This is a genomic window from Acidobacterium sp. FHG110202_01, from assembly GCF_059115305.1.
Genome location: NZ_JBZYWJ010000001.1, coordinates 315567 through 341634, shown reverse-complemented (window position 1 = coordinate 341634; position 26068 = coordinate 315567). Strand labels below are relative to the sequence as shown.

Genomic DNA, 26068 nt, shown 5'->3' with positions numbered 1-26068 from the left:
GAAGGACCTGCTTTTTGTGTTGGTTGCCCATAACCTCGGGTGCCCCATCCTTTGCGAAGCAAAATGGTGGGAGGGTTATAAATCAGATGACTGCGCGTGTCGCTGGACGCGAAGTCCCTACATAAGAGAAACAGCATCCACATCCACCACCAGGTTCCTTCGAGGAATCCCCCGCTCCTCCGCATGCGCCAGCATCGCCCGCAGAGCCTGCGCCAGCAACTGCCGTTTTTCCGACTTCATAATCAGATGAAACCGGTAAATACGCTTGATCTTCGCAATAGGAGCAGTCGCCGGCCCCAGCACGCGCACGCCCGTCAGCTGCGTCTGCTGCAGCCACCGCCCCAGAGTAGCCGCCCATCCTGCAGCTTCTTCAAACTGCTGGCTCTGAATCAGTACATTGGCCAGCGCATTGAATGGCGGATAATGCATCCACCGACGATACTTCATCTCCCGCGTTACAAAGCTGTGAAAGTCGTGCTTCGCCGCATACTCAATCGCATAATGGTCAGGATGGTAAGTCTGAACAATCACCTTCCCTGGAAGCTCGCCGCGTCCCGCGCGTCCTGAAACCTGCGTCATCAACTGAAAAACACGCTCCGCCGCCCGAAAATCCGGCATCCCCAGTGCATGGTCGCAGCCCACCACACCAACCAGGGTGACTCCGTGAATATCATGCCCCTTGGCAATCATCTGCGTCCCTACCAGCAGATTGATCTCCCCCGAATGCAACCGGACCAGCAACCGCTCCAGATCATGCCGTCCTCGCACCGTGTCGCGATCCATACGCCCGATGCGCGCGCCGGGAAAAATCTCCTGCAGCCGTTCCTCACCCTGCTGCGACCCCGCTCCGAGAAAATACAGGTGCTCGCTCTCGCACTTCGGACAAAGCTTCGGCACCGTCCTTTTGTACCCGCAGTAGTGACATTCCAGCCGCTGCCCCACATGCGCGCGCGCATCCTCGCTCGGGACCGCCTTGTGATACGTGAGTGAAATCGCGCAGTTCTCGCACTCCAGCTTTTCGCCGCACGCCCGGCACATCACCACAAACGAATAGCCGCGCCGGTTCAGCAGAATGATCGCCTGTTCGCCGCGATCAAGCGTTGCCTTGGTCTCCTCGATCAGTGCGCGCGAAAACAGATGCTCCTGCCCTGTTTCCTGAAACTCGCGCCGCATGTCTACCAGCTCCACCACAGGCAGCGGACGCTGGTTCACACGCTCATGCATCTCGATCTTCATGTACCGTCCGCGCTCCGCATTCTGCCACGATTCAAGCGATGGAGTAGCCGACCCCAGCACGATAGCCGCCGAAGACAGCTTCGCCCGCATCACCGCCACATCGCGCGCATGGTACCGCGGCGTTTCCTCCTGCTTGTAGCTCGAATCATGCTCCTCATCGACTACGATCAATCCCAGATCCTTCACCGGTGCAAACACTGCCGACCGCGTGCCCACCACAATCCGCGCCTCACCCTTGCGGATACGGTGCCACTGCTCCGCCCGCTCCTCCGGAGTCAGCGCCGAATGCAGCAACGCCACCTCCGTTCCAAAGACATGATGCAGCTGTGCCGCCATCGCCGGAGTCAACCCGATCTCCGGAACCAGCAGAATCGCCGACTTCCCCGCATCGAGCGCATACCGCATCGCCGCCAGATATACCGCCGTCTTGCCCGACCCCGTCACACCATGCAACAAATGCGGACGAAACTCCCCTGAAGCCACCGCCGAAGTGATCGCATCAAACGCCGCCTTCTGCTGCGCATTCAACTCATATTCAGGATGGTTCACGCCCAGCCGTGTCAGGTGAAAATCCGCAGCTCGCTCCTCGACCGCAACCAGCCCGCGCTTCACCAGAGTTGCCAGCGTCGACTGCGGCACCTCCAGCCTGCGCAATTCCGCCATCGGAAGCTCGCCACCCGCTCCAGCCAGCTCCGCCAGAATCAGTTGCTGATTCTCATTCAATTTAGGCAGTCGCTTCCCTGCCATTGAATCCAGGTTCTCTACAAGTTTGTCCTCCTGAGGCGAAGCCGAAGGATCTGCTTTTTGCGATATATCGGTAAACACGACATCGGACACACCATCCTTTGCATCAGCAAAGGATGGGAGAACAATCCCTCGACCAGCCAGCACCACATACCGTACCAACCGCCGCGCATCCCGCGCATCCGCCTGAGTCTCCCGTACAATCCACTTCTTACGAAGCATCCCCAGAAGTAAACCCATTCCAGCCCCGGTAGCCGAACGCACCCGCGCAACCCGGGCCAGTTCTCCATTCTCGAGATAATTCAGAACCGCATATTCAATCTTCTGCTCTTCCGGAGAAAGCTTCGACCGCCGCGACGATCCCTTCTCCGCGCCCTCATACAACACCTGCCGCCCCATATCCGTAATCCGGAACAGCGTCACATGCCGTACTTCAGCCATCAACGGCAGCATTCCGCGCAGAACCTCGCCAATAGGGGCGATATAGTACTGAGCAATCCATTGCGCCAGTTCGAGCAGCGTTCCCGACACAACCGGCTCGCGGTCCAGCACCGTAAGCAGCGCCTTCGCCTCCACCGGAGGAGCATCATCATGCCCCCGCACCACAACCCCGGCCATCTTCTCGTTACGAAATGGAACCAGTACACGGCAGCCCACATCCGGAATCTCGCCGTTCAACGCATACGTAAACGCGCGGTCCAGCGGAACAGGCAAAGCAACATCGCAAAATGCAGGCATGATCCCTATTGTTTCAGAGATGTTTCAATCGGAGCCTCTGTGCTCTCTGTGGTAGATTCCTTTGCAAGCTCTCTCGAATCCGATTTCGCCCACCAGCATCAGATGAACTACATCTGGGAGGAAGAAAATGGCTACAAAGAAAGTCGCATTCATCACCGGCGGAAACCGGGGCATCGGCTTGGAAACCGCCCGTCAGCTGGGAAAACTTGATGGCATTAAGGTTGTCATCGGCTCGCGCGACCTTGCAAAGGGGAAGGAAGCTGCTGAAGCCCTGAGCTCAGAAGGAGCCGATGTAGAGGCCATCCGCTTCGACATCACCAAACCCTCTGATTACAAGGAAGCCTACGATTACTTCGACAAAAACTATGGCAAGCTCGATATCCTCATCAACAATGCCGGCGTCTCAAAAGCAGACTTCCTCAAAGAAAATGCTAGCAGCGTTTCACAGTCGGTTCTGCGCGAAACTTTTGACACAAACTTTTTCGGAACCATCGAACTGACACAAACACTGCTGCCGCTGATCAGGAAAGCCCCTGAAGGCCGCATCGTAAACCTGTCAAGCATTCTTGGATCGCTCACTCTGCACGCCGATCCTGGCTCACCCATCGCCGGCGCCAAGGAACTGGCGTACAACGCATCCAAGACCGCCTTGAATGCCTTTACTATCCACCTCGCGTATGAGCTTCGCGACACGAAGATCAAGGTCAACTCTGCTCATCCGGGCTGGGTAAAGACCGAAATGGGCACAGAAGCCGCCCCCATGGAAATCCCCGACGGCGCAAAGACAAGCGTGGCACTCGCCACGCTGCCAGCCGACGGCCCCACGGGTGCTTACATTCACCTCGGCGAAGCCCTCCCCTGGTAAATTCGGGTACCGGGTGCCCCAGAGCCTGCCCTGAGCGAAGTCGAATGGGTTCGCTCAGCTAACCTGGGGTTTCTTAGGGTCCTTAGCGGCTGGGCAGTATTTTCTAAAGGACTTCAGCGTCCAGCAGATCGTTCATCGTCTCGCGTCTGCGGATGAGGCGTGCGCGCTTGCCTTCGACCAATACCTCGGCCGGACGGGGCCGCGAATTGTAGTTCGAGCTAAGCGAAAGCCCATAGGCGCCAGCGTCCAAAATAGCCACCAGATCGCCCGATTTGAGTTCCGGCAGCTCACGGTCGCGGGCGAAAAAATCCCCTGTCTCGCATACAGGGCCAACTACATCGACAACACGCTTGCGCGCGCCTTTGAGCCTCACTACCGGAACAATGTCGTGGTAAGCCTGATAGAGAGCAGGACGGATAAGATCGTTCATCGCAGCATCCGTAACAACGAAGGTCTTCTCGCCATTCTTCTTGACATAGAGCACGCGCGTCACCAAGGCTCCAGCCTGGGCTATGATGAAGCGCCCCGGTTCAAGCAATAATTGCAGATCTTCGATCGGCTTGAGCGCCTTGAGCAGAGCCGACGCATATTGGTGAATCTTCTCTTCAGGATGAAAGCTGTGGTCTGCGTGATATTCGATGCCCAGGCCACCGCCTACATCTACGGAGCGGATAGGCAATCCATCGGCGCGGAGATCAAGTACCAGCTGCGCAACGCGTTGTGCAGCTGCTCCAAATGGATCGGCGCTCCGAATCTGCGAGCCAATATGTACGCTGACGCCATACGGCTCAAGATACTTCTGCTTCGCCGCGAGTTTATAAACCTTTTTTGCTTCTTTGATATCGATGCCGAACTTGTGCTCCCGTAGTCCGGTGGAGATATAAGGATGTGTTTCAGCAAACACATCGGGGTTAACGCGCAGAGCCACGCGCGCGCGGATACGCAATTTGCTGGCGCGCTCAGCCAGCAGCTCGAGTTCTGCCGCGCTCTCCACGTTGAAGATGAGAATCCGGGAACGAAGCGCGAGATCCATTTCTGCTGCGGTCTTCCCTACTCCGGAGAAGACCACGCGCCCTGCTGCTTTTTGATTCACGCGCAGTACACGCTCCAGCTCACCGCCGGAGACAATGTCGAAGCCTGCACCCTTCTCTTCAAGGAGCTTGAGAATTGCCAGCGAGGAATTAGCCTTTACCGAGTAGCAGACCAGGTGCGATACGGACTGAAAGGCATCGGCAAACAACTGCAGGCGATAAAGGATCTGATTCGCAGAGTAAACATAAAGTGGCGTGCCGTGTTTCTTTGCGAGCAAGTCTAGACGAACGCCATCGCAGCCAAGCGGCGACTGAGCATCAGGATGAGCAAACGGACGTGAATTCAAGCAGCCTCAAAAAGTGAATAAGAACAGAGGGAATATTTAAAACTTATACCAGATATGGGTTAAGCAGTATCATCAATGCATGGCCGTGATTCACATCTCGGAAGCTGATGCCGCGCGGGACTTTGCTTCCCTGATAGCGCGTGTGCGTGAAGGCACTGAGGTTGTAATTGAGAGCGGAACACGTGCTGTCGCCGTTGTAAAACCAGCTGCTGTTCGTCCTGGTCGCCTATTGTCCGAATCCATAGCTTCTGCTGAGGAGCGCGGTTCCAATACAACGCTGGATGAGAATTTCGGCCACGATCTTGAAGAGATTATCAACAGTCATAGGGAACCACTTAATCCACCGGAATGGGACTGATTCTCGACTCCAGCATCATTATTGCAGCAGAGCGGCGAGGTGACACAGTCGCTCAATTGCTGAAACAAGTCGTTTCCACTGCTGGAGACCAGGAAGCTGTACTTTCAGCCATAGGCCTTACCGAACTCGTTCATGCCATCTATCGAGCGCAAATTCCTGCTATCCGCGACCGCCGCGATCGCTTCATTCAGGAACTGCTGCTCGACATCGAGGTGCTTCCATATACAAAAGAAACCGCCCTGCTCGCAGGTAAAATTGACGGCCAGCAACGAGCTCAAGGCATCACAATCCCATCCGTAGATTTATTCATCGGGGCTTCCGCGCTTGAATATGGATATGCGCTCGTCACATTAAATCTGCGCCACTTCCAGATGATTCCTGGACTGCGCGTGATTGAACTCCAATAAGGTTCATCGGATCGGTGGCGGAGGCATCGGATATGCAGCGTACTTTCTTCGGCGCACAAAAGAGATCAATCCGTAGATCATCAAACCGAGAACGATGAATGGCAGCAGAACCAGAATCAACGGAAAGTTGACCGTATCGCCGCCAATAGTGCTGTTGCCCCGCCGATGAATCGGCCCTCCAAAAACAACGCAGTCTCCGTCAATGCGTGATTCGTCGCTCATGGCCACATCGCCGAAAAAGGAGACCACATCGCCGCCAATTTCACCGTTCAGGTGTATCCCTCCCAAAAATGCCACAGCATCGCCGCTCAGTTTTCCATCCACGCGGATCGAACACAGAAAACAGACAGCATCATCGACTTCTTCTGTATCGTTCACGGTGATGTCATGGAAAAAGGAGACGCGATCCGCAGAGGCATGCGCCTGAGGAACAAGACCGCCGATCAGGAAAAGCACACTGCAAAGTACAGGCCAACGTAACATGAATGCTCCTCGACTGTCGTACGCAAAGTGAACTACCGGAGTTCCCTTAACCAATTACAGAATCAAAGAAGCGCCGCAGTATCGGGCCGACAGTCTCCGGCTGTTCCCACGGAGCATAGTGCCCGGCATCATGCAGCACATGGAAATCGGCGCCGTAGCCACCATTGCGGATCGTCTCAGCGAGCAGCTTCATGTCTTCCACAGTGCTGCCCGTATCTTCCGCTCCAGCGACAACGCAGCACGGCACACGGATGCTGCCTGCCGTGGCTACCGAATCGGGGCGCGCGCCTAGTCCCTGCTGCACAGCGATGACAGCGTTAGCAGACATCGCCTGCATCATCTCACGCGCTTCGCCGATCTTCTGCGGAAAGCGGCGGCGCGCTGTCGGGCCGATCAGGCTGTTCAGCATCTGCTCAAAGAAGTCGCCTGTGCCGCGCAGCTGGATGCCTTCGACCCACTCCCTGCGTTTGGCGCGGTTTGCGTCTGCATCGGCCTGCGGCTTCGAGCAGCAGAATGCGAGCGCGGTGATGCGCTCGGGCATCCTGCGCCAGAGTTCGTAGAGCGTATAGCCGCCGATTGAGCACCCGGCAAAAAGCGCTTTGCGGATGCCAAGTTCATCGAGCAGACGCTCTATGTCTGCTCCGAGCCTTTCTATCGTGATTGGCCCTTCGCCCGATTCGGACTGCCCATGACCGCGCAGATCGGGCATGATGACGCGATACTTCTGTGCCAGAATTTCCGCCACCGGGGCCCAGAATGCATTATGAACAGGCGTGGGGTGGAGCAGGATTACATCCTGCCCCTCGCCCATGGTCTCTACAAAAAGCCGCGCTCCATTCGAGGAATAGAACACAGGCTAGTTACCGTTCGACTGCGTATAGGTAGTTGTTACCGACGGCAGAAGGTAAGGCTCATCAGGCATGACCAGCCAGAAGACAATATATGCGATGAGACCAGCGCCGCTTGAAAAGATCGTTGCCAATACGGTAACGACGCGCACCCATACTACGTCCCAGCGATAGTTGTTTGCCAGTCCCTGGCACACCCCGGCAATAATACGTCCAGACCGTGGCCGAACCATCCGTGTTTGCACAAATGCTGGAGTTGCAGGATATACCTGCCTTCCGCAGGCGGAACAGAAACGCGCATCATCTCCAAGAGACTTGCCGCAATTACCGCAATAGACTGCCATGTATCACTCCTTCAAACCAGAAATACGAAAATCCCCGGTTCGCGGTTCCCTTCTGTAACCTGCCTAACATTCTATTAGCCCACTCTGCAATCCAAATCTGCAGGCCGGCTTATGGGTTCGTGAAAACAACGACGGTCGCACTTAAAAAGTCAGGTGTGAGACTCAAAATTACTTGCACAAGATCCCTTTATTGTCATAAATTTACAGCAAATACTTCATTAAGACATTTATTGTTTTCAGGCAGTTCCAGTTATCTGGCGAAATCAGGTTTTTTTGAAGCAGGCAGCGCGTGCGTCTATTCCAGGCGCGCGCGTCTCTAGTGCAACCCAGCAGTCAGGAGATGGATCGTGAAAGTTTTGGCTCTCGCCGCAGCCGGCGTCGTCCTCTGTATTGGAAGCGCGGCTCAAGCTCAGAAACTGGATTTCCTCGACACCGGCGCCCCGCTGAAACCAGCTCCCACTGATCCGCAGATAGCTGCTGCTCTGCGTGATGTCTCACCCGAGAAGATTCACAAAAATATCGAGACACTGGTCAACTTCAAGAACCGGAGCACCCTCAGCAGCATGGAAACCGATCTGCCTCCGGGCACCGGAGTCCTTGCCGCCGCCGACTATATCAAGGGCCAGTTCGAAGCGATCTCCAAAGAGTGCGGCGGATGTCTTGAAGTAAAGACTGACGACTTTATTCTCCCCGGCTCCAATGCCCCCGGTTCGCGCGTCACCAAAGACACGCGCCTCGTCAATGTCTATGCCGTGCTCAAGGGAACGGATCCGGCGCAGGCCAAACGCATCTATCTCGTCTCCGGACATTACGACACACGCAACAGTGACAACTTCAACACGCATGACCCTGCTCCCGGCGCGAATGATGACACCAGCGGCACAGCCGTCAGCATGGAATGCGCCCGCGTTCTCAGCAAGCACAAGTTCCCTGCCACGATTATCTTCCTCACGGTTCCCGGCGAAGAACAGGGCCTGAACGGCAGCGCGCATTTCGCCAAAATGGCGAAGGACCAGGGTTGGGACCTCGAAGGCGTGCTCAACAACGACATCGTTGGCGGCAACACCACTCCCGGGGAAGCACACCAGAGCAAAACCCGCGTTCGCATCTTCTCAGAAAACGTCCCTCAGAATGCGACTGTCGAAGAGATGCGCCGCCTCGTCATGTACGGCAATGAGAGCGACACGCCATCGCGCGAGCTCGCGCGTGAAGTGCTCGACGTATCGCGCATCTATTTCCATGTCCCGTCCAGTGCCTCTGCAGAATCAAAAGCGCCTTACGCGATTCAGCCGGTCATGGAGATGCGGCTTGATCGCTACGGCCGTGGAGGCGATCATCGCTCCTTTAACCAGGAAGGCTTCGCCGGTGTGCGCGTCACAGAGTGGCGCGAGGATTACAACCATCAACATCAGAATGTCCGCACTGAGAATGGCATTGAATACGGCGACCTGCTCAAGTTTGATGACTTCGATTACATTGCCAGGGTAGCGCGCATCAATGCTGCGACTCTTGCAACCATGGCCTCCGCGCCTGGACAGCCGAAGAACGCAACCATGTCAGCGCGCAATCAGGACAATAACTCTGTAATGAAGTTCACCGCTCCTGATGGAGCTCCCTCCGACACGTGGTATCAGGTTGTATGGCGCGAAACCAATGCATCTGACTGGCAATATGCAGGCGACGCAGCGCAATACAACGACAAGGTAGATGGCATCACGCACACCATCACCGTCCCCATATCAAAAGACAATGTCTACTTCGGCATCCGCTCCTGCGATAAGAAAGGACATTGCAGCGCGGCCGCTGCTCCCTATCCCGAGATCCCAAGCCGCACAAGCACGCGTCCTGCAGCAGCCCAGTAATCTTTCAGAGAAAATCATCGCCCTCCCGCACCAGCATCCGCAGCCTGTCAATGGCGTCTTCCAGCCGGCTGTAACGAAGCTCGAACACCTCGGCGGTCAGCAGCCGCTCTATTGCCGCGCGTTGCGCGGGGAGCGATTCAGGCGGCCCGAAAAGCATTTGCTGCATGAAGTGCCGCGCCACATCTTTACGATAGGGCACAAGCTCGGCACCTCCATGCGCGCTTCGCTTCAGGAAAACCATGAAGTCAACCCTTGTGGTATCCGTGCAGGTAATGTGCTTCATCGGAGCAGTGGGCAATTCAACGGACGGTTTGCCCGCAGCCCGCGGCGTAGTCGGAAGTCCCGTGAGCTCAGGAAAAAGTTCCGCGGCTGATGGACGAAAACGCACCTGATGCGAGTTCCCGATAACGATGCGCTCCCCTCCGCCGTTGAAAAGATAGCATGCATCGTCGCTCACATAGGTCCATCCGGCGCAGGCGCAGGCGTACGACAAAGTTGACTTCCCTGCTCCCGAATCACCACACAGCAGAACACCGCATCCATCCAGTGCCACGCATCCGGCATGGATCGGCGTTGCATGTCGTGATGCCAGGCAGCAGATCGAAGCTCCCAGTAGAAAATATTCAGAATAGAGCGGATACCGCAGCGCAGCGCGGGAGATAGCGATCTTCGTTACACAGCGCTCAAGATCGACAATGCTGTAATTGTCTGCGTCTGCGACGAACATAAGAAGCGGCTGCATGATGCGATAGCTCGGTGCTGGCGGGCACTCGGTTGAATCGCTTTCCACAAGTTGTACGTCGGTGACGAACGGCTCAGTGTCATGCAGTTTCTCGAACTTCCCCCAGAGCTCTTCATACTGCTCCAGCACTTCACGGGAATTGGTCCGCACCTCGGCAGGAAAGCCATACGGATAAAAAGTTGCCCTCAGTGAAAGCTCAGGCGCTTCAATATCGTGCCGCGAGAAATCGAGCGGCAAAGAAACATCGCAGGCAGACTCAATCTCTGCAATGGTCAGCATCGTAAAATTCCGCAGGGTGTTTTCATACTCATCGCTCGACAGCGTTGTTGCGTTAAGCCCGAGTATCAAGCGCCCGCGGCAGTCAGTTGTTACTCATTTGTCATTTCTTTGTCCCTATATAAGATGGCCAGATCTCAAGAGCAATGATGGCACTCTTTATGATCTGATGCAGCCTGCGACGGAGGCACATCGTTTGCAGGATTCTGATCAAAGAAGCCGTTCGGCTTCAGCAGAAATCCGATATACGCCGTTGGCATCACAGGATAGTCTTCCGGGCGCGGAATATGCGTATGCCCGAAGGTATACCAGAAAATAATGTCAGTATTCGCGATAGGCCGGTCGGCCTCGGTCCACTTTATAAGGCCATCGCCTCCGCTGCTCTGGTTGGGATAATCGCCCGCCGCGTACTTCTCGTTTTCCTCATAGGGCGTCACCCACACGTGATGATTTACAAATCCGGCGCGCTTGCGCCACCAGGCAGTCCGGGAGGCCAAAGGAACACAATTGTCACCGGGAAAGAATTTGTAACCGACCGGGTTACCAACTGCATTCTTCACCGAAGGGTTGATAATCTTCCACGTCCTCGCAGTCTCTACATTGAGGCCTGCTCTGGCCTGCTTCTCTGTTTCCAGATCGGTGGTCTTCAGATAGAAGGCATTTTCAAACGGGTTCGCTTCATCCAGCGCATCCGCCACTACATCCTGCTGCTGCACCGTGTTGTTGATTCCATCGATGCCCATATCCAGGCGCACATTGAAGAAGTGCTGATGATTCGGTGCATATAACAACGGCGCAATCATCGTTCCATGAATGGGCGTTTCGCCTTCATGAACAGTGCCGAGAGAAAGAATGCCGGTCAATTTAATCTCGAACTGTATATTGCCGTCCTGATAGAAGTACCAGAAGAATCCATATTCGTAGTTCTCCACCGTCGAGATGGAAGAGACGACCAGACGGCGCGACCGGCGCACTTCAGGAGCATACGGAAGACGGCGGTCCGTATGCTTCCAGAGAATTCCATAATCCTCTTCGTGAATGCAGATTGCATTAGGGATAGTCAGCTCGCGCCCATGGCTATCGCAGAGATGCGCATCGAGATACTGAATATAGCCCAGACAATCGCAACCCAGCCGCAGGCTGTTCGCGCACATTCCCATGCCATATTCACCGACATCAAATGCATTCTTGCGGGCCTGCGTCGGACGGGGATCACCATAAGGCACCACCATCTCCGTGAGCGAGCCACGGTACAGGATCGGGCGTTTCCGGCCTTTATCCGAGTAGCGCACGTGATGAATAGTGAGTCCTTCGCGCGCGTTGAAGCCGATGACAAAATCCCAGTTCTGCCAGCTGATGTGGTTGCCTTCGAGCGTGAAGCTCGGGCCATCGGGCTGCGTAATCACCAGTGGCTTGATGTCCGTGCGGTGTTCCGTCACTTTCTCAGCAGAGTAGTTGCCGGGATTCGGAGGAAGCGGCCACTTGCCATACTCTTCCACGCGAATCACCTGCATCAGATTCAGATCAACGACTGGGCGAATCCCTTCAATGGGACGCGCATAACCATTATCTGTAGGATCGCTGCGCAAAAAACAAAGAGGCCTCGTCAGTCTGCGTGTGCGGTCTTCTTCCGATCCATAATTTCCGGCGCTCCATATATCGACCATAACCAGTGATGTATCTGTTATGCCGTAATGCTTCTCGAGAGCCGCCTTGAACTCCTCGCTCGCCAGGACAGCCTGCTCGCATTCGGTCTGCTCATCCATCGAAAGTGTCGGCTGTGAATGAGGCGGAGCCTTTTCAAGCTTCACCAACGCACCGGAAGTAAGATTCAACGTGGCCGTCGACGCAGCGTTCACAGCATTGTCCAGAAGAACAGCAATGGCCTCGCGGTCCGGGATATCGCCATTAGGCCACGCATGCACACTCGACTTGGCCGGCTCTTTCAGCATGAGACTGATGATCCGTGTTGTGGAAGTAAAGAATGGCTGCGCCTGCAGCAACTTGACTGCAGCCTGCATCTCGGATGAAGACAGCGGCTCTAATGGATGGGCCGGCATAACTCTGGCTCCTTTATTGGGGATATTCAAACAGCCGTAGAAAGATCAGTCCGCTTCATGCGAAGCGTAGCGTTATTCACCAGGGGCTTCGCCCAGAAGCCAACGCTGAAAATAAAACCGAAGGTCAAATACAGAAGCATCAGCCCGCTTCGCAATCCAAAGTGGTCGCCGATGCGCCCGATAATTGCCGGCAGTATCGCGCCTCCCATGATTCCAGTAGCGAGAATGCCGGTGAACGAGCCGTGATATTCCGCGACTGAATTGAGCGCGAGCGAAATCAGAATGGGCCACATGACCGACGCAAACAAGCCCACGAGAGGAAATGCAATCTCTGATGTCCCAGCCGGGCCGAACAGTGCGAAAGAAAGAAAGAAGAGCGCGCCTGCCGATGCGCCGATCAACACGTAACGGCTATCGATGAGTTTCAGCAGCAGCACGCCTACCAGGCAGCCGAAAGTCATCAGCCCCCAGAACCACGCAACAGCACGCGCTCCGGCCGTATGAGGATCGAGATGGTGATACTGGCTCAGAAATTGCGACATCCAGTTGGCGGAACCCTGCTCGCATCCAACATAAGCAAAGATCGCAAGAAAATAGAGCCACACCAGACGCCGGCTTATCAGGCTTTTGTACATCTCGAAGGTGCCCGGCCGCTCTTCGTCTTTGTGCTCAACGCGTGGAAACTTCGACACGCACAGCACCAGAATCATTGCGAGAGCAACCGCCGTGAAAATCCAGTACAGAGAAACCCACGGCAGCGCAGTAGGAGTGACTTTTCCAAGGGCCCCAAGTAGCAGGCTCGAATTCTGCGAGCTGCGATTCAGATTCAGGACAAGGTACGAATAGATATGGGGACTGAGAAACGACGCGGAGCCAAATAATAATTGCGCCAGCACCTCATTAAAGGCAAAGTGTTCTTCGCCGCCCGAGACGCGCAGCAGCGGATTGATGGCAACCTGCAGAATCGCCATCCCCGCTCCAATAACAAACAGCGAAATGACAGCCACTTTGTATTCCGGAAAAAGCGCAAAGCTCAGGGAGCCGACAGCCGCAGCAACAAAGGCTGAAATCATGACAGGCTTTTCTGCGTAACGCTCTACCAGAAATCCCGCAGGAATCGACATCACTCCATATGCAATAAAAAAAGAAAAGACCAGAAACCCTGCAGCTGTCAGACTCACATGAAAGTTGTTGATGATATCTGGCACAATTGGACCGAGAATGTTCGTGAGCAGAGAGATCACGAAGAATGTAAGCAGGACCAGGCAGACCATGTAGCGATTTCTAGCCATAGACACCATCCGTTGCGAAGCGATGATGCCAGGCGCGGGCCGCTCCAATCAGGTTTGCGTCTTCACCTAGCGAAGCCAGAGCAAGCTCCACTTTTTCCAGCGGCACGAATCTACAACCCTGATGCATCACCTTGCGGATTCCGTCAAGAAAGAGACCAGCGCTCTTCATCACGCTTCCACCCAGCACCAATGCATCAGGAGCAAACATGTTCACCAAATTGGCAAGTCCAAGCCCCAGATAAAAGCTCTCTCTCTGGACAGCGCTCAGCGCCAGTCCATCCTCAGAATAAGCAAGCTCGCAGACCAGCTTCGCCGTAAGCTCTTCGTCGCCGGAATACTCGGGATGGCTCTCCATCCACAATGCCATGGCGGGACCGGAAGCCAATGCTTCCCAGCACCCATGCAATCCGCAAGAGCATAAAGGCCCGGATGTATCGATTACCTGATGGCCGATCTCTGGATGCGCTCCATCCACGCCGCGATAGAGCTCTCCATCCAGAATGATCCCTCCACCGATTCCTGTTCCGACAGTGACGTAGATCAGCCGCGACTTGCTTCGTCCCGCACCCCAGCCCGCTTCAGCCAGTGCTGCAGCATCGGCATCGTTTTCAAGCGCCACCGGAACATGAAAGCTCTGCTCAAGATCATCCACAATGCTTTCGCCGCTCCACTGCGGAAGAAAGTCGACATTCCCGAATCGTCCCGTAGATGGCTCGACCGGGCCGGTTGAACCGACACCGATCCCTGCAATATTCAGGCCTGTTTCCCGCATCGCCTTGCGCAACATTTCTGCGATAAGACTCACTCCATCGCGATAAGCTCCGACTTCACTCGACGGAGCTTCCATGCGTGACAGGAGATGGCCGTTTTCATCGACAATGCCAACGGCTATCTTCGTCCCGCCAATATCTATTGCGCCAATCGCAGTCATAGACAACTATGCTTCACTTACCTTCGATCCAGTAATTCCGTTAGGCAGAAGGCCGTGATCATCTTCCACAATGTAGGAAGCGAACCGGAATGAATCGCAGTCAACTCCGGCCAGATGCGCCAGACGCTCCGCAGCAAGCTGCGCCGGAAAAACATCCACCAGAAACTGCCACTGTCGAGGCAATCGAGGAAGCTCAAATACCAGGTCCCCGGAATCAGACGGTATGTCATAGCCCGTAAGCACTACGGATGCGCCCAGATCCCGCAGGTCATGAGCGATGGCCAGATCCTGTTCGCGCATCTGCTCTTCATCAATCCAGATGGCAATGCGAACATCCTGCATCATCACTTCCTGCGGCCCATGGCGAAAGCTGCCGGTTCCCATCGCGGTTGCCGGCAATTTGACTCCTTCTTCCCAAAGGAGTGCGGATTCATAAGCGCTCGCCAGGCTCACGCCGCGCGCCAGAAAATAATACGGAGCACCAGGCAGAAGCCACGACGCATGCTTAAGCTGCTGTTGCCACTGCGGAATTCTCCTTGCAGTTTCCGCAACAGCGCCCGAGAGAGCAGCGGCCAGTTGAGCATCAAACGAACTCACTGTGGCGCTCGCAATGGCTGCTGCTGCTGTTGCAAGTGCAGAGTAAGTATTCACGGATATCCCATGATCAGCTTTCACAGGAATCACAAAGGGAATATCCGCTTCCTGTGCCAGTGGACCATCTTCAAAATTGGTCACGCCGATCACAGTCGAGCCAGCCGCGCGAAACTTGTCCAGCAATTTTACGATCTCTATACTCTTGCCGCTGCGCGAGAGAACCAGAATCGCTGTATCCGTAGGAATTTTTCCGAACTGCAGCAACTCCGACGCATCAAGCATGTACGCGGGCCGGCCGCCGGCATGAAAGATCGATCCCGCGCTCAGCGCCGCATTCCAGCTGGCGCCTATACCGGTGACGTAAACGTGGCGCGCACCGCGAATCGTCTGGGCAGCAGATTCGAGCATGGCCCGCCCCGCCCCATTCAGGTAATCGATCACTCGCAGCAGTTCATCCGGTTGACGAAGTATGTCCTGCAAAAAACGGGTCATTCATTTCCCTCAGCATGGCTTACTTCGCCGGCGTAATCACGATATTGCGAAAGGCAACGTGCCCCTTCTCGCTGCCCTGCAGGTAGATCGGCCCTGGCTGTGCTTCGTGGCTGTCCACTGCGCCGCCGGTAATGCCGGGAATCTCCTGGTTGTCGATAACGGTCTTGCCATTTAGAACTACGGTGACTTTTCTCCCGATCAGAGTAATGTCATATGTCTGCCATACATCCGGCGTGCGCGGCTGCTCTGGTGTTGGATTAAGAAAACCGTACACGCCTCCCGTATGGTGACTCGGAGGCTCTGCTTCTGACTCTGTTTCAATCTGCACTTCGTAGCGTCCACGAATATAGACTCCGCTGTTTGCATCCTTACCGCAGTTGAATTCAAGATGCAGTTTGAAGTCCTGAAATTTCGCGTCGCTGATGAGCTCAGGACCATTCCCTGGACTGACGATGTTTCCATCCTTCACTGTCCACTCCGGCGGACCGGGCTTGCTCATCTTCCATCCGGTCAGGTCCTTTCCGTTGAACAGCTGCACCGGTTTGCCCCACACTGGAGTGCCACTTTTTATCAGAGCCGGCGCCTTTACGCCGACCCACTGCCATGTCTTTCCATCCGGACCATTGACTGTGCCCGTCAGAGTCTTGCCTGTGAGCTTGCCCTGAAATACTAGATCAGATTTGCTGCCTTCCTCATCCTTAGGAGAAACAAATGTGAGCTGGCCATTGGATACTTCAACTTTGGGCAACGGGCGCGCATTCCCCCAGCGGCCAGTCATCTGCGCCTTCAACTCACCGCCTTCTTCTTTTACTTCAAGCCACGAAGGATGCTCACCATCCGGGGCCTTCAAAGTAAGGTCCCACCGCCCAAGAAAAGGCGCGGCGGAATTGCCTGCTGTCTGTGAATACATCAAGACACTGACAAAGAATACTGCAACGAAACCAATTCTCTTTAACTTCACCAATCCGAACTCCTTAGGTTTCTTACTTTGAATTCCGAAGGTAGACTCATCCGACCGCCTTGATCTTCTCAGCTGCTGCATCCCAATACACCGGACTCTTGCGGAAGTACGACTCATTCGCAAGATGACATGCCAATGCTGCATTGTGGCCGAAGACCGCATCCTGCAGCACAGGCTTCCGCGACCGGACCGCTTCGAAGAACTTCCACAGATGCGGCTTGAGATCGTCATAGTCGTTTCCGTTATAGGTAATCGACTCCGGCGCCGGTTCCTGCCCCGGCACAGGATCATTCTTCTCATGCCATTGCTTCACGTACGCGCTCCTCATGCTCGATGGAAACGACGCCGAATAATAACTCGGCGATGTATCCACACCCGGCTGCGGAATATAGGTCACACTGAATTCGCGCAGCTCGATCGCGCCCTTCGGTCCTTGAAAGCGCGTGACTTCAGTCGACTCGCACGCAAGCGTCAACCGCATATAAACAGGAATGTTTCCATACTCGAAAAGAACAGGATGCACGTCCGGCATATTGCGCCCGTCCTTCCAGTGAAAAATGCCCCCGAAGGCCGACACGCGCTTCGGCACTTCATTGATGCCTAGAACAGTTTGCATGCCGCTGATCAGATGCACGAGCAGGTCTCCCGCTACTCCTGTTCCATACTCCTTCCAGCAGCGCCAGCGCGCGAATTTTGCCGCATCGAAAGGTATCTTCGGGACTGTCCCCTGCCATGTATCCCAATCCAGAGTCTGAGGCGACAAATCCGTTGGCAGAGGATATTCCCACGCGCCATTAGGATCGTTGCGCCCATACGTCGCTTCCACCAGGTTCAGTTCTCCAATGGCTCCCTTCTCATACAGCTCTTTCGCTTTTGCGCAAAGCACGGAGCTCGTGCGCTGCGCGCCGATCTGAACAATGCGATCGGTCTTCTTTGCCGCCGCCACCATCGCCAGTCCGTCTTGCGGATTGTGCGACATGGGCTTCTCACAATACACATCCTTGCCCGCGGCCAGCGCGTCCACTACCACCTGCTTATGCCAATGGTCAGGAACAGCCACAATGATGGCGTCGATGTCCTTCGAGTCGAGCAGTTCCTTATAGCGGCGCGTCGTCCGGATCGGCTTGCCGACAATCTCCTTCGCCACCTCATGCCGTCCGTCATAAAGATCGGCAGCAGCCACGCACTCCACGCCGCGGAGCTGAATGGCCGTCGTAAGCAGTCCCGAGCCTTCCATCCCTACGCCTATAATTCCAAAGCGAACCTGATCGCTGGGCGCAACTGCCTGCGACGCAGAAGGAATAGGCTCAGCGCTGAGAAAGTTAGCTCCTGAAATCAACGAAGCACCCGCGGCGCCTGCAGTTGTCTGCAGAAATTTGCGCCGCGAAAAGAGGGCTTTACTCATAGTTCCGATTCTCCTCTCCGGTTTGACCGGTACAAAGTCCGGAGTCATTACAAGCTCTTACTGATAAGGTTTTCAACTTCTTTCTTCACGCAGCTAGAAGATGAACCTGAGGCCAAACTGCATCTCACGCTCGCCCGTGCCCGTTCCCCCCAGGCTGGAGGTAGCCGTGCTTGTCGAGAGTCCGAAGCTCGAGCTGCCGATGCTCCCGCTGGGCGTCCCGAACGTCGGATGGTTGAAGATGTTGAAGAATTCAGCGCGGAACTGCATATTGAGTGCTTCCGTCAAACGAGTGTCTTTCAGCACCGAGAAATCCATGTTCCACCAGCCTGGCCCGGTGTAAGTATTGCGCCCCAGGTTTCCCGGCGCCGTCTGCACAGTGCCAACGCCCGCGACAGTGCTGGTCATAGTCGGCTCACTGAAATAGGCACTGGTATTGTTAATTGCGTCGCTCGTGAAAAACTGCTCGCGATGCTGCGGATCGCGCTGTGCCCACTTGATGAAGAAAGGCCGCGCGCCAACACCATTTAAAGTGTCAAATCCGAATTGGTTGGTGCCCAACGGACCGACAATGGTGAACGGAAATCCGCTCTGCGCTGAATAAATGCCCAACAACTGCCAACCTTTGCTGAGAGCTGTGGGAACGAACCCCCATACACCCGGTACGTTATAGGAAAAGTTGGCAACGAAACGCTGCCTCAAGTCATAGCTGGCGCGCGCATACTCGCAAGGAATACAGGTGGGATTGTTCTGCGTAACGCCACCGCTCGTGCCCGGAGCGCTCCAGACTGCATCAGCATCCGTCAGATTCTTCCCCCATGTGTAGTTGATCTGGTACTGCAGCCCATGCAGCGGAGATATCTTTCGCATCTGTAGCTGCATGGCGTTGTAGTGAGAGATAGCATTGTTGTAAAAGACCTCTACCTCGCCAAGCCCCGGAGTCACATTTGTGAATGGAGTGTACTGCGGTTGCGCGCCGGTAAATGCATTGGGATAGCTGCTCTGATAAAGACTGATTCCGTTGTTGGTGATAAATGACATTTGCAGAGCGAGATCGCCCGGCAGCTGCTGCTCAATCGTGAAGTTGCCGGTCAGCGTATAACCATTCTTCATTTTGTCTGATGGCCAGTCACCGATGATCGGTCCCGTCTGTGCGGCAATCGGAGACAGATCAACAGGCGTGTTCGCTGGAATCTTCTTCGTTCCACCGCTCGGCGGCATCACTGCGCCTGACGTGCTCAGCAGAGTCGGCAGACTCACAGGTAGAGGAGTAAGAGAGTATGGCGGATTTGAAAGGGAGCTGTAACTGGCTAGCGGAAAATTCACTGCAGCCTGATCGGGATAAACCATCGGAATCGTATTTGTAAAGATGGCGATGCCGCCGCGCAGGATTGTCTTCTCCTTCGCCTGGTAGGCAATTCCAAAGCGCGGCGCGAAGCTCAAACGATCAGGCGGATAAAGAGGCTTCGGATTCAGTACAAAGTGCCCATACAGCGAGCCCGTATCCGCAATGCCGCCAAGACGGCTTTCAATCTCATACGGCACGGAGTTGTATTCATACCTCAAGCCCAGGTTTACCGTGAGCTTGGGCGTGAACTTGATATCGTCCTGTATAAAGGGTGCAATGTGCCACACACGCAGTCCCCAGTGAACACCACCACCTCCCGGAGGACCAAAACCCGGAATCGTTGTCGAGCGCTTGTAGCTTTGCGCGTCGCCCGCCATAAGGCTGACAAGACCGCTGGGGCTGCCGGTTCCCGCTGTGATCGTAGGGCCGCCATTCGTCGAAGGAATATCTTCTGTGAGCGGAGTGCCTGCAGTAAATGTATATTGCCCGTTCGGGCCGGCACTCGTCACACCGAAGCCATTGTCCTGCCCATAGCGATAGTCTCCCCCAATCGAAAGATAATGCCGCCCCCAGTTCCATCGCAGCTTATCTGAGGCAATGTAATAGGTCTCTACATACTTAGTGATAAAAGTGTCCGGGCCCCAGTTTGAGAGCGTCCCATCACCCGTCGAGGTCTGTGTGTACTGCTGCGACAGCGGCGTGCTGCCCTCAATCTGCCGGTTGACCGAAAAGGTGAGATTGTTGATCACGGCGGGCGAGAAGATATGCGTCTCGCTGATCGCATAATTGCGCGGGTTATTGATATTTTCCGCCGAGAAAGATGGATCTTCGATGGCAGCTATCGGATCAGTATCTTTCTGGCTGTTGTTGATATAGGAGGCGCGGCCAAAGATGCTGTCCTTGTCGGAAATCTTGTGATCGATACGCACAGAAAATTGATCGACATCTGTCGGTTGCTTGAAGAGCGTGTTATAGGTCTGGTCGCCGTAGATTCCCGACGGCTGGTTGGGCAACGGATACTTGCTCAGTACCTGTTGCGCAACCGAGTTCAAAGGAACCTGATACTGGTAGCCATTAATGGTGACAAGGCCGTTTCGTTGATCCTGGGTCGGGACTTCCATCACCGTTGTCTGGCCATATCGCTGACGGAAGCCCGCATACTCGCCAAAGAAGAATGTCTTGTTCCGGATGATCGGTCCACCGATCGTTGCCCCGAATTCATTCCTCTGAAAAGGTGAAACACCTGATGATGAAAAATAATTGGCCGCATCGAATACGCTGTTGCGAATGAACTCGAACGCACTTCCATGAAACTGGTTCGTGCCTGATTTGCTTACGATCTGCGTGATCGTGCCGCCGCCTTGCCCAAACTCAGCCGAATAATTCGCCTGCTGTACCTTGAACTCCGCGATGGCGTCCAGGTTGAAATTCCAGAACTGCACCGTGCCCATTTCTGTGTCCGTAGCATCGGAGCCATCGAGCGTCGCGACCTCCGTCTCTCCCCGGTTGCCGTTGCTGATCCATTGCGGAGCAAGCCATCCCATGCTGCCCGAGTCCTGCGCCATGCCCGGCTGCAGCATCACCAGGTTCTGTATGCTGCGCCCGTTCAGCGGCAGAGATTGCACCTGTTGCTCAGACACCAATCCGGCCAGTGACCCATCGCTCGTATTGATCAGTGGCGGAGCGGCAGTCACTTCAGCCGTTTGCACTGTTCCCGCAGCTGTAAGGTGGAAATCAACATTGCGTTGCTGGCTCACATCAAGCGTAATTCCCGAGATGCTTCTTGCCGAAAAGCCCACTGCGTCGACCTGAACGGTATAAGTTCCGACCGGCAGGTTCGGAATCAGAAAGGTTCCGGAATCGTTTGTCACCGTAGAATGGCCGACCTTCGTGTCCTCGCGCACAGCCGTTACCTTCGCGTGGGTGATGACAGCACCGCTAGGGTCAGTGACTGTGCCCGCGATGGATCCCACAGCCTGTGCAGAAAGCCTCACCGCAGCCAGGCTCATTGCCGCAAGCAGCCAGCTCCAGCATATGCGTCTTCTGTTGATGTTCATGGCCATCAATCCTCCGAAAACAACTGCTCCGATTTCGTTTGAAACCTGTTCCTGGGCGTCCAGTGATACGCGCAGCAGCTATCTCCTCAAAGGGGAACGCCTGTAAAATTATCGATAGGAAATCGGTTTCAGAAATCGATTTCCGAAATTCTCAACCTCTGGGCCATGGTTGTCAAACAAATATTTTCAGGATTGATATTTTTTATCCGGCGCTTCGCGCTATTTCATGCCGCCGTGTTACTTTTTGAGGTGGATTTTTCAAGACTCTGCTGCAAAAACATTGCCGTCGCTCTTCTTCCTGAAATACCGTTTGTAAGTTGGCTCGAATTACACCCACGAGGAAGGTGAATGGCTCATACGATGAAGGAAGTTGCGAAACTGGCCGGGGTTTCCCCTGCCACGGTGTCGCGCGTCCTCAATAACACGCATTACATTTCTGCCGAAACTGAAAAGCGCGTGCTTGAAGCAGTCAGCAAGCTCAACTACTACAAGAATGTTCATGCGAAGCGGCTCTCCACCGGCCAGAGCGACCTCTTCGGCCTCGTGATTTCAGAAATTGCCAACCCCTATTTCCCTGAAATCATCCGCGGCTTTCAGGCCGCCGCATGGGATCGCGGTTTCGATGTCCTGCTCTGCAATACCGAGTACAGCCCCGAGCGCACCGCGTCCGTGATCGATAAATTGATACAAAGCGATGTTCGCGGCGTCGCCATCGTGACCTCTTCCATCGACAACAGCATGACCTCCGACCTCATCAAGGCAGGCATCGGCGTGGTCTTCTGCAACCTGTGCCCGCCGGGCAAGCTCGTCAGCAATATTTCGATTGATTATGCGCGCGGCGTGCTGCAGGCAATCGAGCACGTCGTGGCACTCGGACATCAACGTGCCGCCGTCATCGCCGGGCCGGAAACAAACCGCACCGCAGCGAATATCAAGCAGGCCCTCCTGGCCGGCCTGAAACGAAGAGGCATCCGCCCCTTCCCTGTCACCAGCTCCGATTACCGCATCGATGCAGGCGCCTCCGCCGTTAAAGCGATCCTCTCAGCGCCCGAAAGGCCGACAGTGATTTTTTGCGGAAGCGACCTCATCGCCATGGGCGCCATGAACACACTCGAAGAAGCAGGCGTAAGAATTCCGGAAGATATTTCCATTATCGGCATCGACGACATATCTTTCGCCTATCTCGCCCGCCCGCCGCTCACGACCATCAGCGTTCCCCGCGAACGCCTGGGCATCACCGCATTTCACGCATTGGACAAGATGCTCAAGCTGAAACGCCGCACCGGCGCTGACTATCGCCTCGAGACAGAATTAGTTGTCCGCAAGTCCACGGCCCCGGCAAAGCACGGAAAGCTGCGTAAATAGGCCTCACTGGTTCTCGTCATCATCGCCAACAGCGACGGATACATCCCCGGGAAACGCAGGCGTTCCGAGATCGGCAAACTGCGGTCCGAGTATCGCCTGCAACTGTGCATTCTGCGCGTCGAGCGCTTTCCGCAGCACATCGTACCGCTCCACAGCATCGCGGCCGATCTTCTGGTCGGTGCTGTTGGTCATTCCATACAGATAGGTAATGTGCGTCTGCAGCTCCGGCTTGCTGTAACGGATCGGCGGAGTAATCAGGTGCGATGCCACCTCATTCACCTTGGCAAGTTTGGCCGGATCATCGATGATTTTCTTCCTTGCTTCAAGCACGCGCGCGACGCTCTTGTTCACCTCGCTGACCAGATCGCGCGCCTTCATATTGTGGTCGAACTGTTCCTGCAGATCGGCAGTCGTTACGCCATCTGCTGTGATGCGAGGGTCCTCGATCACCGTAAAGGGCTGCGTTGAAGTATAAGAACCCACAGTAAGCTTCGCCACGTACTGCCCCGGAACTGCTGTCGGACCATTCGGCCCTTCCGGCATGTTCATGCTCATCCAAGGTCCCGGATAACGCAGATCCCAGGTGAAGCGATGCATCCCCGGCGTCTTGTCAAGACGCGCTGCCGCGCCACGAAAGCGGCGCGGCTCCTGCGCCTCTTCATCATTGCCGGATGCATCACTCGCGGATCTTTGACGTACAGGCGCAGCACTCGTAAAGGTCCGAATATGATTGCCCTTGCCATCCAGAATCTCAAGCGTGATGTCCCCCGCTGGCTCTTCCGGCAGATAATAATCGATCAGCGCGCCGGGTCGAGGATAGGCAGGCGAAGGTGGATAGTGCTCAATAGCATCTCCACCAAAACCACCGCTGCCCGGAGTGCGCACAGCCTCGCGCGGCTTGAAGAGGAACGGCGCGCTTTCTGTTTTCGCAGTGATCTGGTGCAGCGGCGTAATGTCATCCAGAATGTAGAACGACCGTCCCTGCGTAGCCAGCTGAAGGTCCTTATGCGTGACCTTGATGTCGGTCACAGGAGTCACCGGCAGATTCAGCTGAAACGGCTGCCAGTGCTCGCCATTATCAAAGGAGACGTACATCCCGAACTCAGTTCCCGCATAAAGCAGTCCCGCGCGATCCGGATCTTCGCGCACAACGCGCGTCGGGCTGTCCTTCGGAATGCCATTCTTGCCGTCAGTCAAAAGCTTCCATGACTTGCCGTAGTCGTCGGTCCTGTAAATGTACGGAGCAAAGTCGCCATCGTATAAATAGCGATAGATAGCCGCGTAAGCAGTACCAGCTTTATGCGGACTGGGCTCAAGGTTCTGCACACGCCCTCCCGGCGGAAGCCCTTTGGGCGTCACATTCGTCCACGTCTTGCCATCATCGCGCGTCACATAAATCAGGCCGTCATTCGAGCCGGTCCATATCACTCCCTTTTGAATCGGCGACTCGCGAATACTGTAGAGCACGCTGTAAATCTCTTCGCCGGTCGCATCGCGCGTGATCGGCTCGCCACTCGCTCCCTGCGTTCCCAGTGGATGTGCCGTGAGGTCAGGGCTGATGCGCTCCCAGGTCACTCCGCCGTCTTTGGTGCGATGCAGATACTGCGAGCCGTAATACTCAACGTGCGGATAGTTCGGCGAGACCTCCATCGGAGCAACGCGCTGAAAGCGATAGATCAGGTCGCTGCCCGCATTGCCGTAGAGCGATTCCGCACCGATCCAGTAATTCTCTTCATTGCGCGTGTTGATGTTCATGCGGGTGAACTGCCCTTTGCACCCGCCATAGACGATGTTGGGATCAGTCGTATCCGGAATGATCGGCCCTGTCTCGCATCCCGGCCCTTCACGAAAGTCCTGAGCATTGCCCAGCGGCAAACTCGGGACAATGAGCGTTGTATTATCCTGCTGCGCGCCGTAAAGGCGATACGGATATTGATTGTCCACGTATATCTGATAAATCTCCGCAGTCGGCTGGTTGTTCTGCGGAGTCCATGTATTTCCACCATCCAGCGAAACTGTAGCGCCTCCATCATCGCCCTGAATCATGTAAAGCGAGTTGGTCGGATTGATCCACACATCATGGTTGTCGCCATGCGGAATCGGCATGTGCTTGAACGTCTTTCCCGCATCGGTTGACTTGAACCAGCCTTCATCGCCCAGCCAGAGAACATCCGCATTGTTCGGATCAGCGCTCAACGTCGTGTAGTAGAAGGGCCGTGTCGTAATCTCCGCCGAATGATTCACCAGCGTCCACGTAGCTCCCGCGTCGTCTGAACGGTAAAGGCCCTGTCCCGGTTTAGCCTCCATCAGCGCATAAACGCGGTCAGGATTCGCATTCGAGACAGCGACATTGCTGCGCCCAATGAGCCCGGTGGGCAGTCCTCCGGCAAGCTTCGTCCAGTGCTCGCCGCCGTCGGTGCTTTTGTAGATGCCACCTTCTTCCGCACCGCTGATAATCGTCCAGGGCTTGCGCAGAGCATGCCACATGCACGCGAAGATCACATCAGGATGCCCCGGCTGGATCTCAATATCCGCCGCACCGGCCGTGTCTGAGATATGCAGTACCTGCTTCCATGTTTTGCCGCCATCTGTTGACTTATAGACACCGCGCTCGGGATTTGCGCGGAAGGGACTGCCCTGCGCAGCAACATAGACGACGTCAGGATTCGCAGGATCAACGCGCACCGTCGCAATCTGCCCGGTATCCGGAAGGCCAGTAAAGCTCCACGTCTTCCCTGCATCCGTCGACTTGTACATCCCTCTGCCAATCGACACGTTGCTGCGAATCTTCGAAGAGCCAGTGCCTACATAGATGACATTCGGATCCGATGGAGCCACAGTCACCGCTCCAATCGAACCCACAGAGAAGAAGCCATCGGAAACGTTGACGAAGGTGTGCCCCGCATCGGTCGTCTTCCAGATGCCGCCGCCGGTCGATCCCATGTAGAAGGTATAAGGCTGCGAAGCTACGCCCGTGACCGCCGTGACGCGGCCGCCACGGATAGGTCCGACCATGCGGTAATGCAACCCAGACCAGAGCTTCGGATCAAGCGTCTGCGCTTTCGTCGCGGAAAAAGAATGTAGCCCCAGCGTAACCATGAGCGCCGCGCTCAGCACGCTGCTTACACTTCTTGCCATGCCGCCCCCTCGTAAATGCCGGTCGTATACGCTCTCAATGAGCGCGCAAAGAGAAATGAAATAAATGACGCAGTTTTTGCTGTAGTACGAGTCAGCCTCTGATTAAGTTTCACTGCCGGCTTCAATTTTTCCAGTTGCAGGAGAGAT

General features: G+C 55.3%; 19 protein-coding genes. 5 read left to right on the top strand and 14 right to left on the bottom strand.

The window, feature by feature from the left end:
• Positions 1 to 117: 117 nt before the first annotated feature.
• Complete coding sequence (gene priA / locus AC5S16_RS01355) at positions 118 to 2718, bottom strand: replication restart helicase PriA (RefSeq protein WP_493928203.1); 2601 nt, start codon at positions 2716 to 2718, stop codon at positions 118 to 120.
• Positions 2719 to 2845: 127 nt separating this feature from the next.
• Here priA and AC5S16_RS01350 point away from each other — a divergent pair, with 127 nt between their 5' ends.
• The gene (locus AC5S16_RS01350) at positions 2846 to 3583 is read left to right on the top strand and encodes an SDR family oxidoreductase (protein WP_493928202.1); all 738 of its coding nucleotides are present in this window, start codon (positions 2846 to 2848) and stop codon (positions 3581 to 3583) included.
• A 103-nt stretch (positions 3584 to 3686) separates the two neighbouring features.
• Here AC5S16_RS01350 and lysA read toward each other — a convergent pair whose 3' ends face one another.
• Entirely contained in the window at positions 3687 to 4961 is a 1275-nt protein-coding gene (gene lysA / locus AC5S16_RS01345) for a diaminopimelate decarboxylase (RefSeq protein ID WP_493928201.1), read from the bottom strand.
• 79 nt (positions 4962 to 5040) lie between these two features.
• Between lysA and AC5S16_RS01340 the strand changes: the two genes are divergently transcribed.
• Both AC5S16_RS01340 and AC5S16_RS01335 read left to right on the top strand, forming a co-directional pair.
• The gene (locus AC5S16_RS01340) at positions 5041 to 5319 is read left to right on the top strand and encodes a hypothetical protein (RefSeq protein WP_493928200.1); all 279 of its coding nucleotides are present in this window, start codon (positions 5041 to 5043) and stop codon (positions 5317 to 5319) included.
• The gene (locus AC5S16_RS01335; protein ID WP_493928199.1) at positions 5310 to 5726 is read left to right on the top strand and encodes a PIN domain-containing protein; all 417 of its coding nucleotides are present in this window, start codon (positions 5310 to 5312) and stop codon (positions 5724 to 5726) included. The genes AC5S16_RS01340 and AC5S16_RS01335 overlap by 10 nt, the downstream gene beginning before the upstream one ends.
• 3 nt (positions 5727 to 5729) lie before the next feature.
• On the opposite strand, the gene AC5S16_RS01330 is transcribed toward AC5S16_RS01335, so the two are convergent.
• From AC5S16_RS01330 to AC5S16_RS01320, 3 genes are read right to left on the bottom strand one after another with little or no spacing between them, the layout of a single operon-like run.
• A complete protein-coding gene (locus AC5S16_RS01330) occupies positions 5730 to 6209 on the bottom strand; it encodes a hypothetical protein (protein WP_493928198.1) in 480 nt (159 codons plus the stop codon).
• Between the two features lie 46 nt (positions 6210 to 6255).
• On the bottom strand, positions 6256 to 7062 hold the full coding sequence (locus AC5S16_RS01325; RefSeq protein WP_493928197.1) for an alpha/beta fold hydrolase: 807 nt from the start codon (positions 7060 to 7062) through the stop codon (positions 6256 to 6258).
• 3 nt (positions 7063 to 7065) lie between these two features.
• On the bottom strand, positions 7066 to 7401 hold the full coding sequence (locus AC5S16_RS01320) for a PspC domain-containing protein (RefSeq protein ID WP_493928196.1): 336 nt from the start codon (positions 7399 to 7401) through the stop codon (positions 7066 to 7068).
• A 347-nt stretch (positions 7402 to 7748) separates the two neighbouring features.
• Between AC5S16_RS01320 and AC5S16_RS01315 the strand changes: the two genes are divergently transcribed.
• Entirely contained in the window at positions 7749 to 9263 is a 1515-nt protein-coding gene (locus tag AC5S16_RS01315; RefSeq protein WP_493928195.1) for a M20/M25/M40 family metallo-hydrolase, read from the top strand.
• Between the two features lie 4 nt (positions 9264 to 9267).
• Here the strand turns inward: AC5S16_RS01315 and AC5S16_RS01310 are convergent, their stop codons facing one another.
• The 8 genes from AC5S16_RS01310 to AC5S16_RS01275 form a co-directional block, all read right to left on the bottom strand.
• Positions 9268 to 10284: an aldolase gene (locus tag AC5S16_RS01310; protein ID WP_493928194.1), complete on the bottom strand. Its 1017-nt coding sequence runs from the start codon at positions 10282 to 10284 to the stop codon at positions 9268 to 9270.
• Between the two features lie 134 nt (positions 10285 to 10418).
• Positions 10419 to 12341 (bottom strand): primary-amine oxidase, encoded by a 1923-nt coding sequence (locus AC5S16_RS01305; RefSeq protein ID WP_493928193.1) that lies wholly within the window; start codon positions 12339 to 12341, stop codon positions 10419 to 10421.
• Between the two features lie 26 nt (positions 12342 to 12367).
• On the bottom strand, positions 12368 to 13633 hold the full coding sequence (locus tag AC5S16_RS01300; protein ID WP_493928192.1) for an MFS transporter: 1266 nt from the start codon (positions 13631 to 13633) through the stop codon (positions 12368 to 12370).
• On the bottom strand, positions 13626 to 14564 hold the full coding sequence (locus AC5S16_RS01295) for an ROK family protein (protein ID WP_493928191.1): 939 nt from the start codon (positions 14562 to 14564) through the stop codon (positions 13626 to 13628). Before AC5S16_RS01295 ends, AC5S16_RS01300 begins: the two co-directional genes overlap by 8 nt.
• Positions 14565 to 14570: 6 nt before the next feature.
• Complete coding sequence (locus AC5S16_RS01290) at positions 14571 to 15650, bottom strand: SIS domain-containing protein (RefSeq protein WP_493928190.1); 1080 nt, start codon at positions 15648 to 15650, stop codon at positions 14571 to 14573.
• Positions 15651 to 15669: 19 nt separating this feature from the next.
• Positions 15670 to 16611: a 3-keto-disaccharide hydrolase gene (locus AC5S16_RS01285; protein ID WP_493928189.1), complete on the bottom strand. Its 942-nt coding sequence runs from the start codon at positions 16609 to 16611 to the stop codon at positions 15670 to 15672.
• Between the two features lie 46 nt (positions 16612 to 16657).
• The gene (locus AC5S16_RS01280; protein ID WP_493928188.1) at positions 16658 to 18016 is read right to left on the bottom strand and encodes a Gfo/Idh/MocA family protein; all 1359 of its coding nucleotides are present in this window, start codon (positions 18014 to 18016) and stop codon (positions 16658 to 16660) included.
• A 93-nt stretch (positions 18017 to 18109) separates the two neighbouring features.
• Positions 18110 to 21418, bottom strand: a complete 3309-nt coding sequence (locus AC5S16_RS01275) for a TonB-dependent receptor (protein WP_493928187.1) — start codon at positions 21416 to 21418, stop codon at positions 18110 to 18112.
• A 348-nt stretch (positions 21419 to 21766) separates the two neighbouring features.
• Between AC5S16_RS01275 and AC5S16_RS01270 the strand changes: the two genes are divergently transcribed.
• Positions 21767 to 22783: a LacI family DNA-binding transcriptional regulator gene (locus AC5S16_RS01270; RefSeq protein ID WP_493928186.1), complete on the top strand. Its 1017-nt coding sequence runs from the start codon at positions 21767 to 21769 to the stop codon at positions 22781 to 22783.
• A gap of 3 nt (positions 22784 to 22786) precedes the next feature.
• Here AC5S16_RS01270 and AC5S16_RS01265 read toward each other — a convergent pair whose 3' ends face one another.
• The gene (locus AC5S16_RS01265) at positions 22787 to 25921 is read right to left on the bottom strand and encodes a VPS10 domain-containing protein (protein WP_493928185.1); all 3135 of its coding nucleotides are present in this window, start codon (positions 25919 to 25921) and stop codon (positions 22787 to 22789) included.
• Between the last annotated feature and the right edge of the window lie 147 nt (positions 25922 to 26068).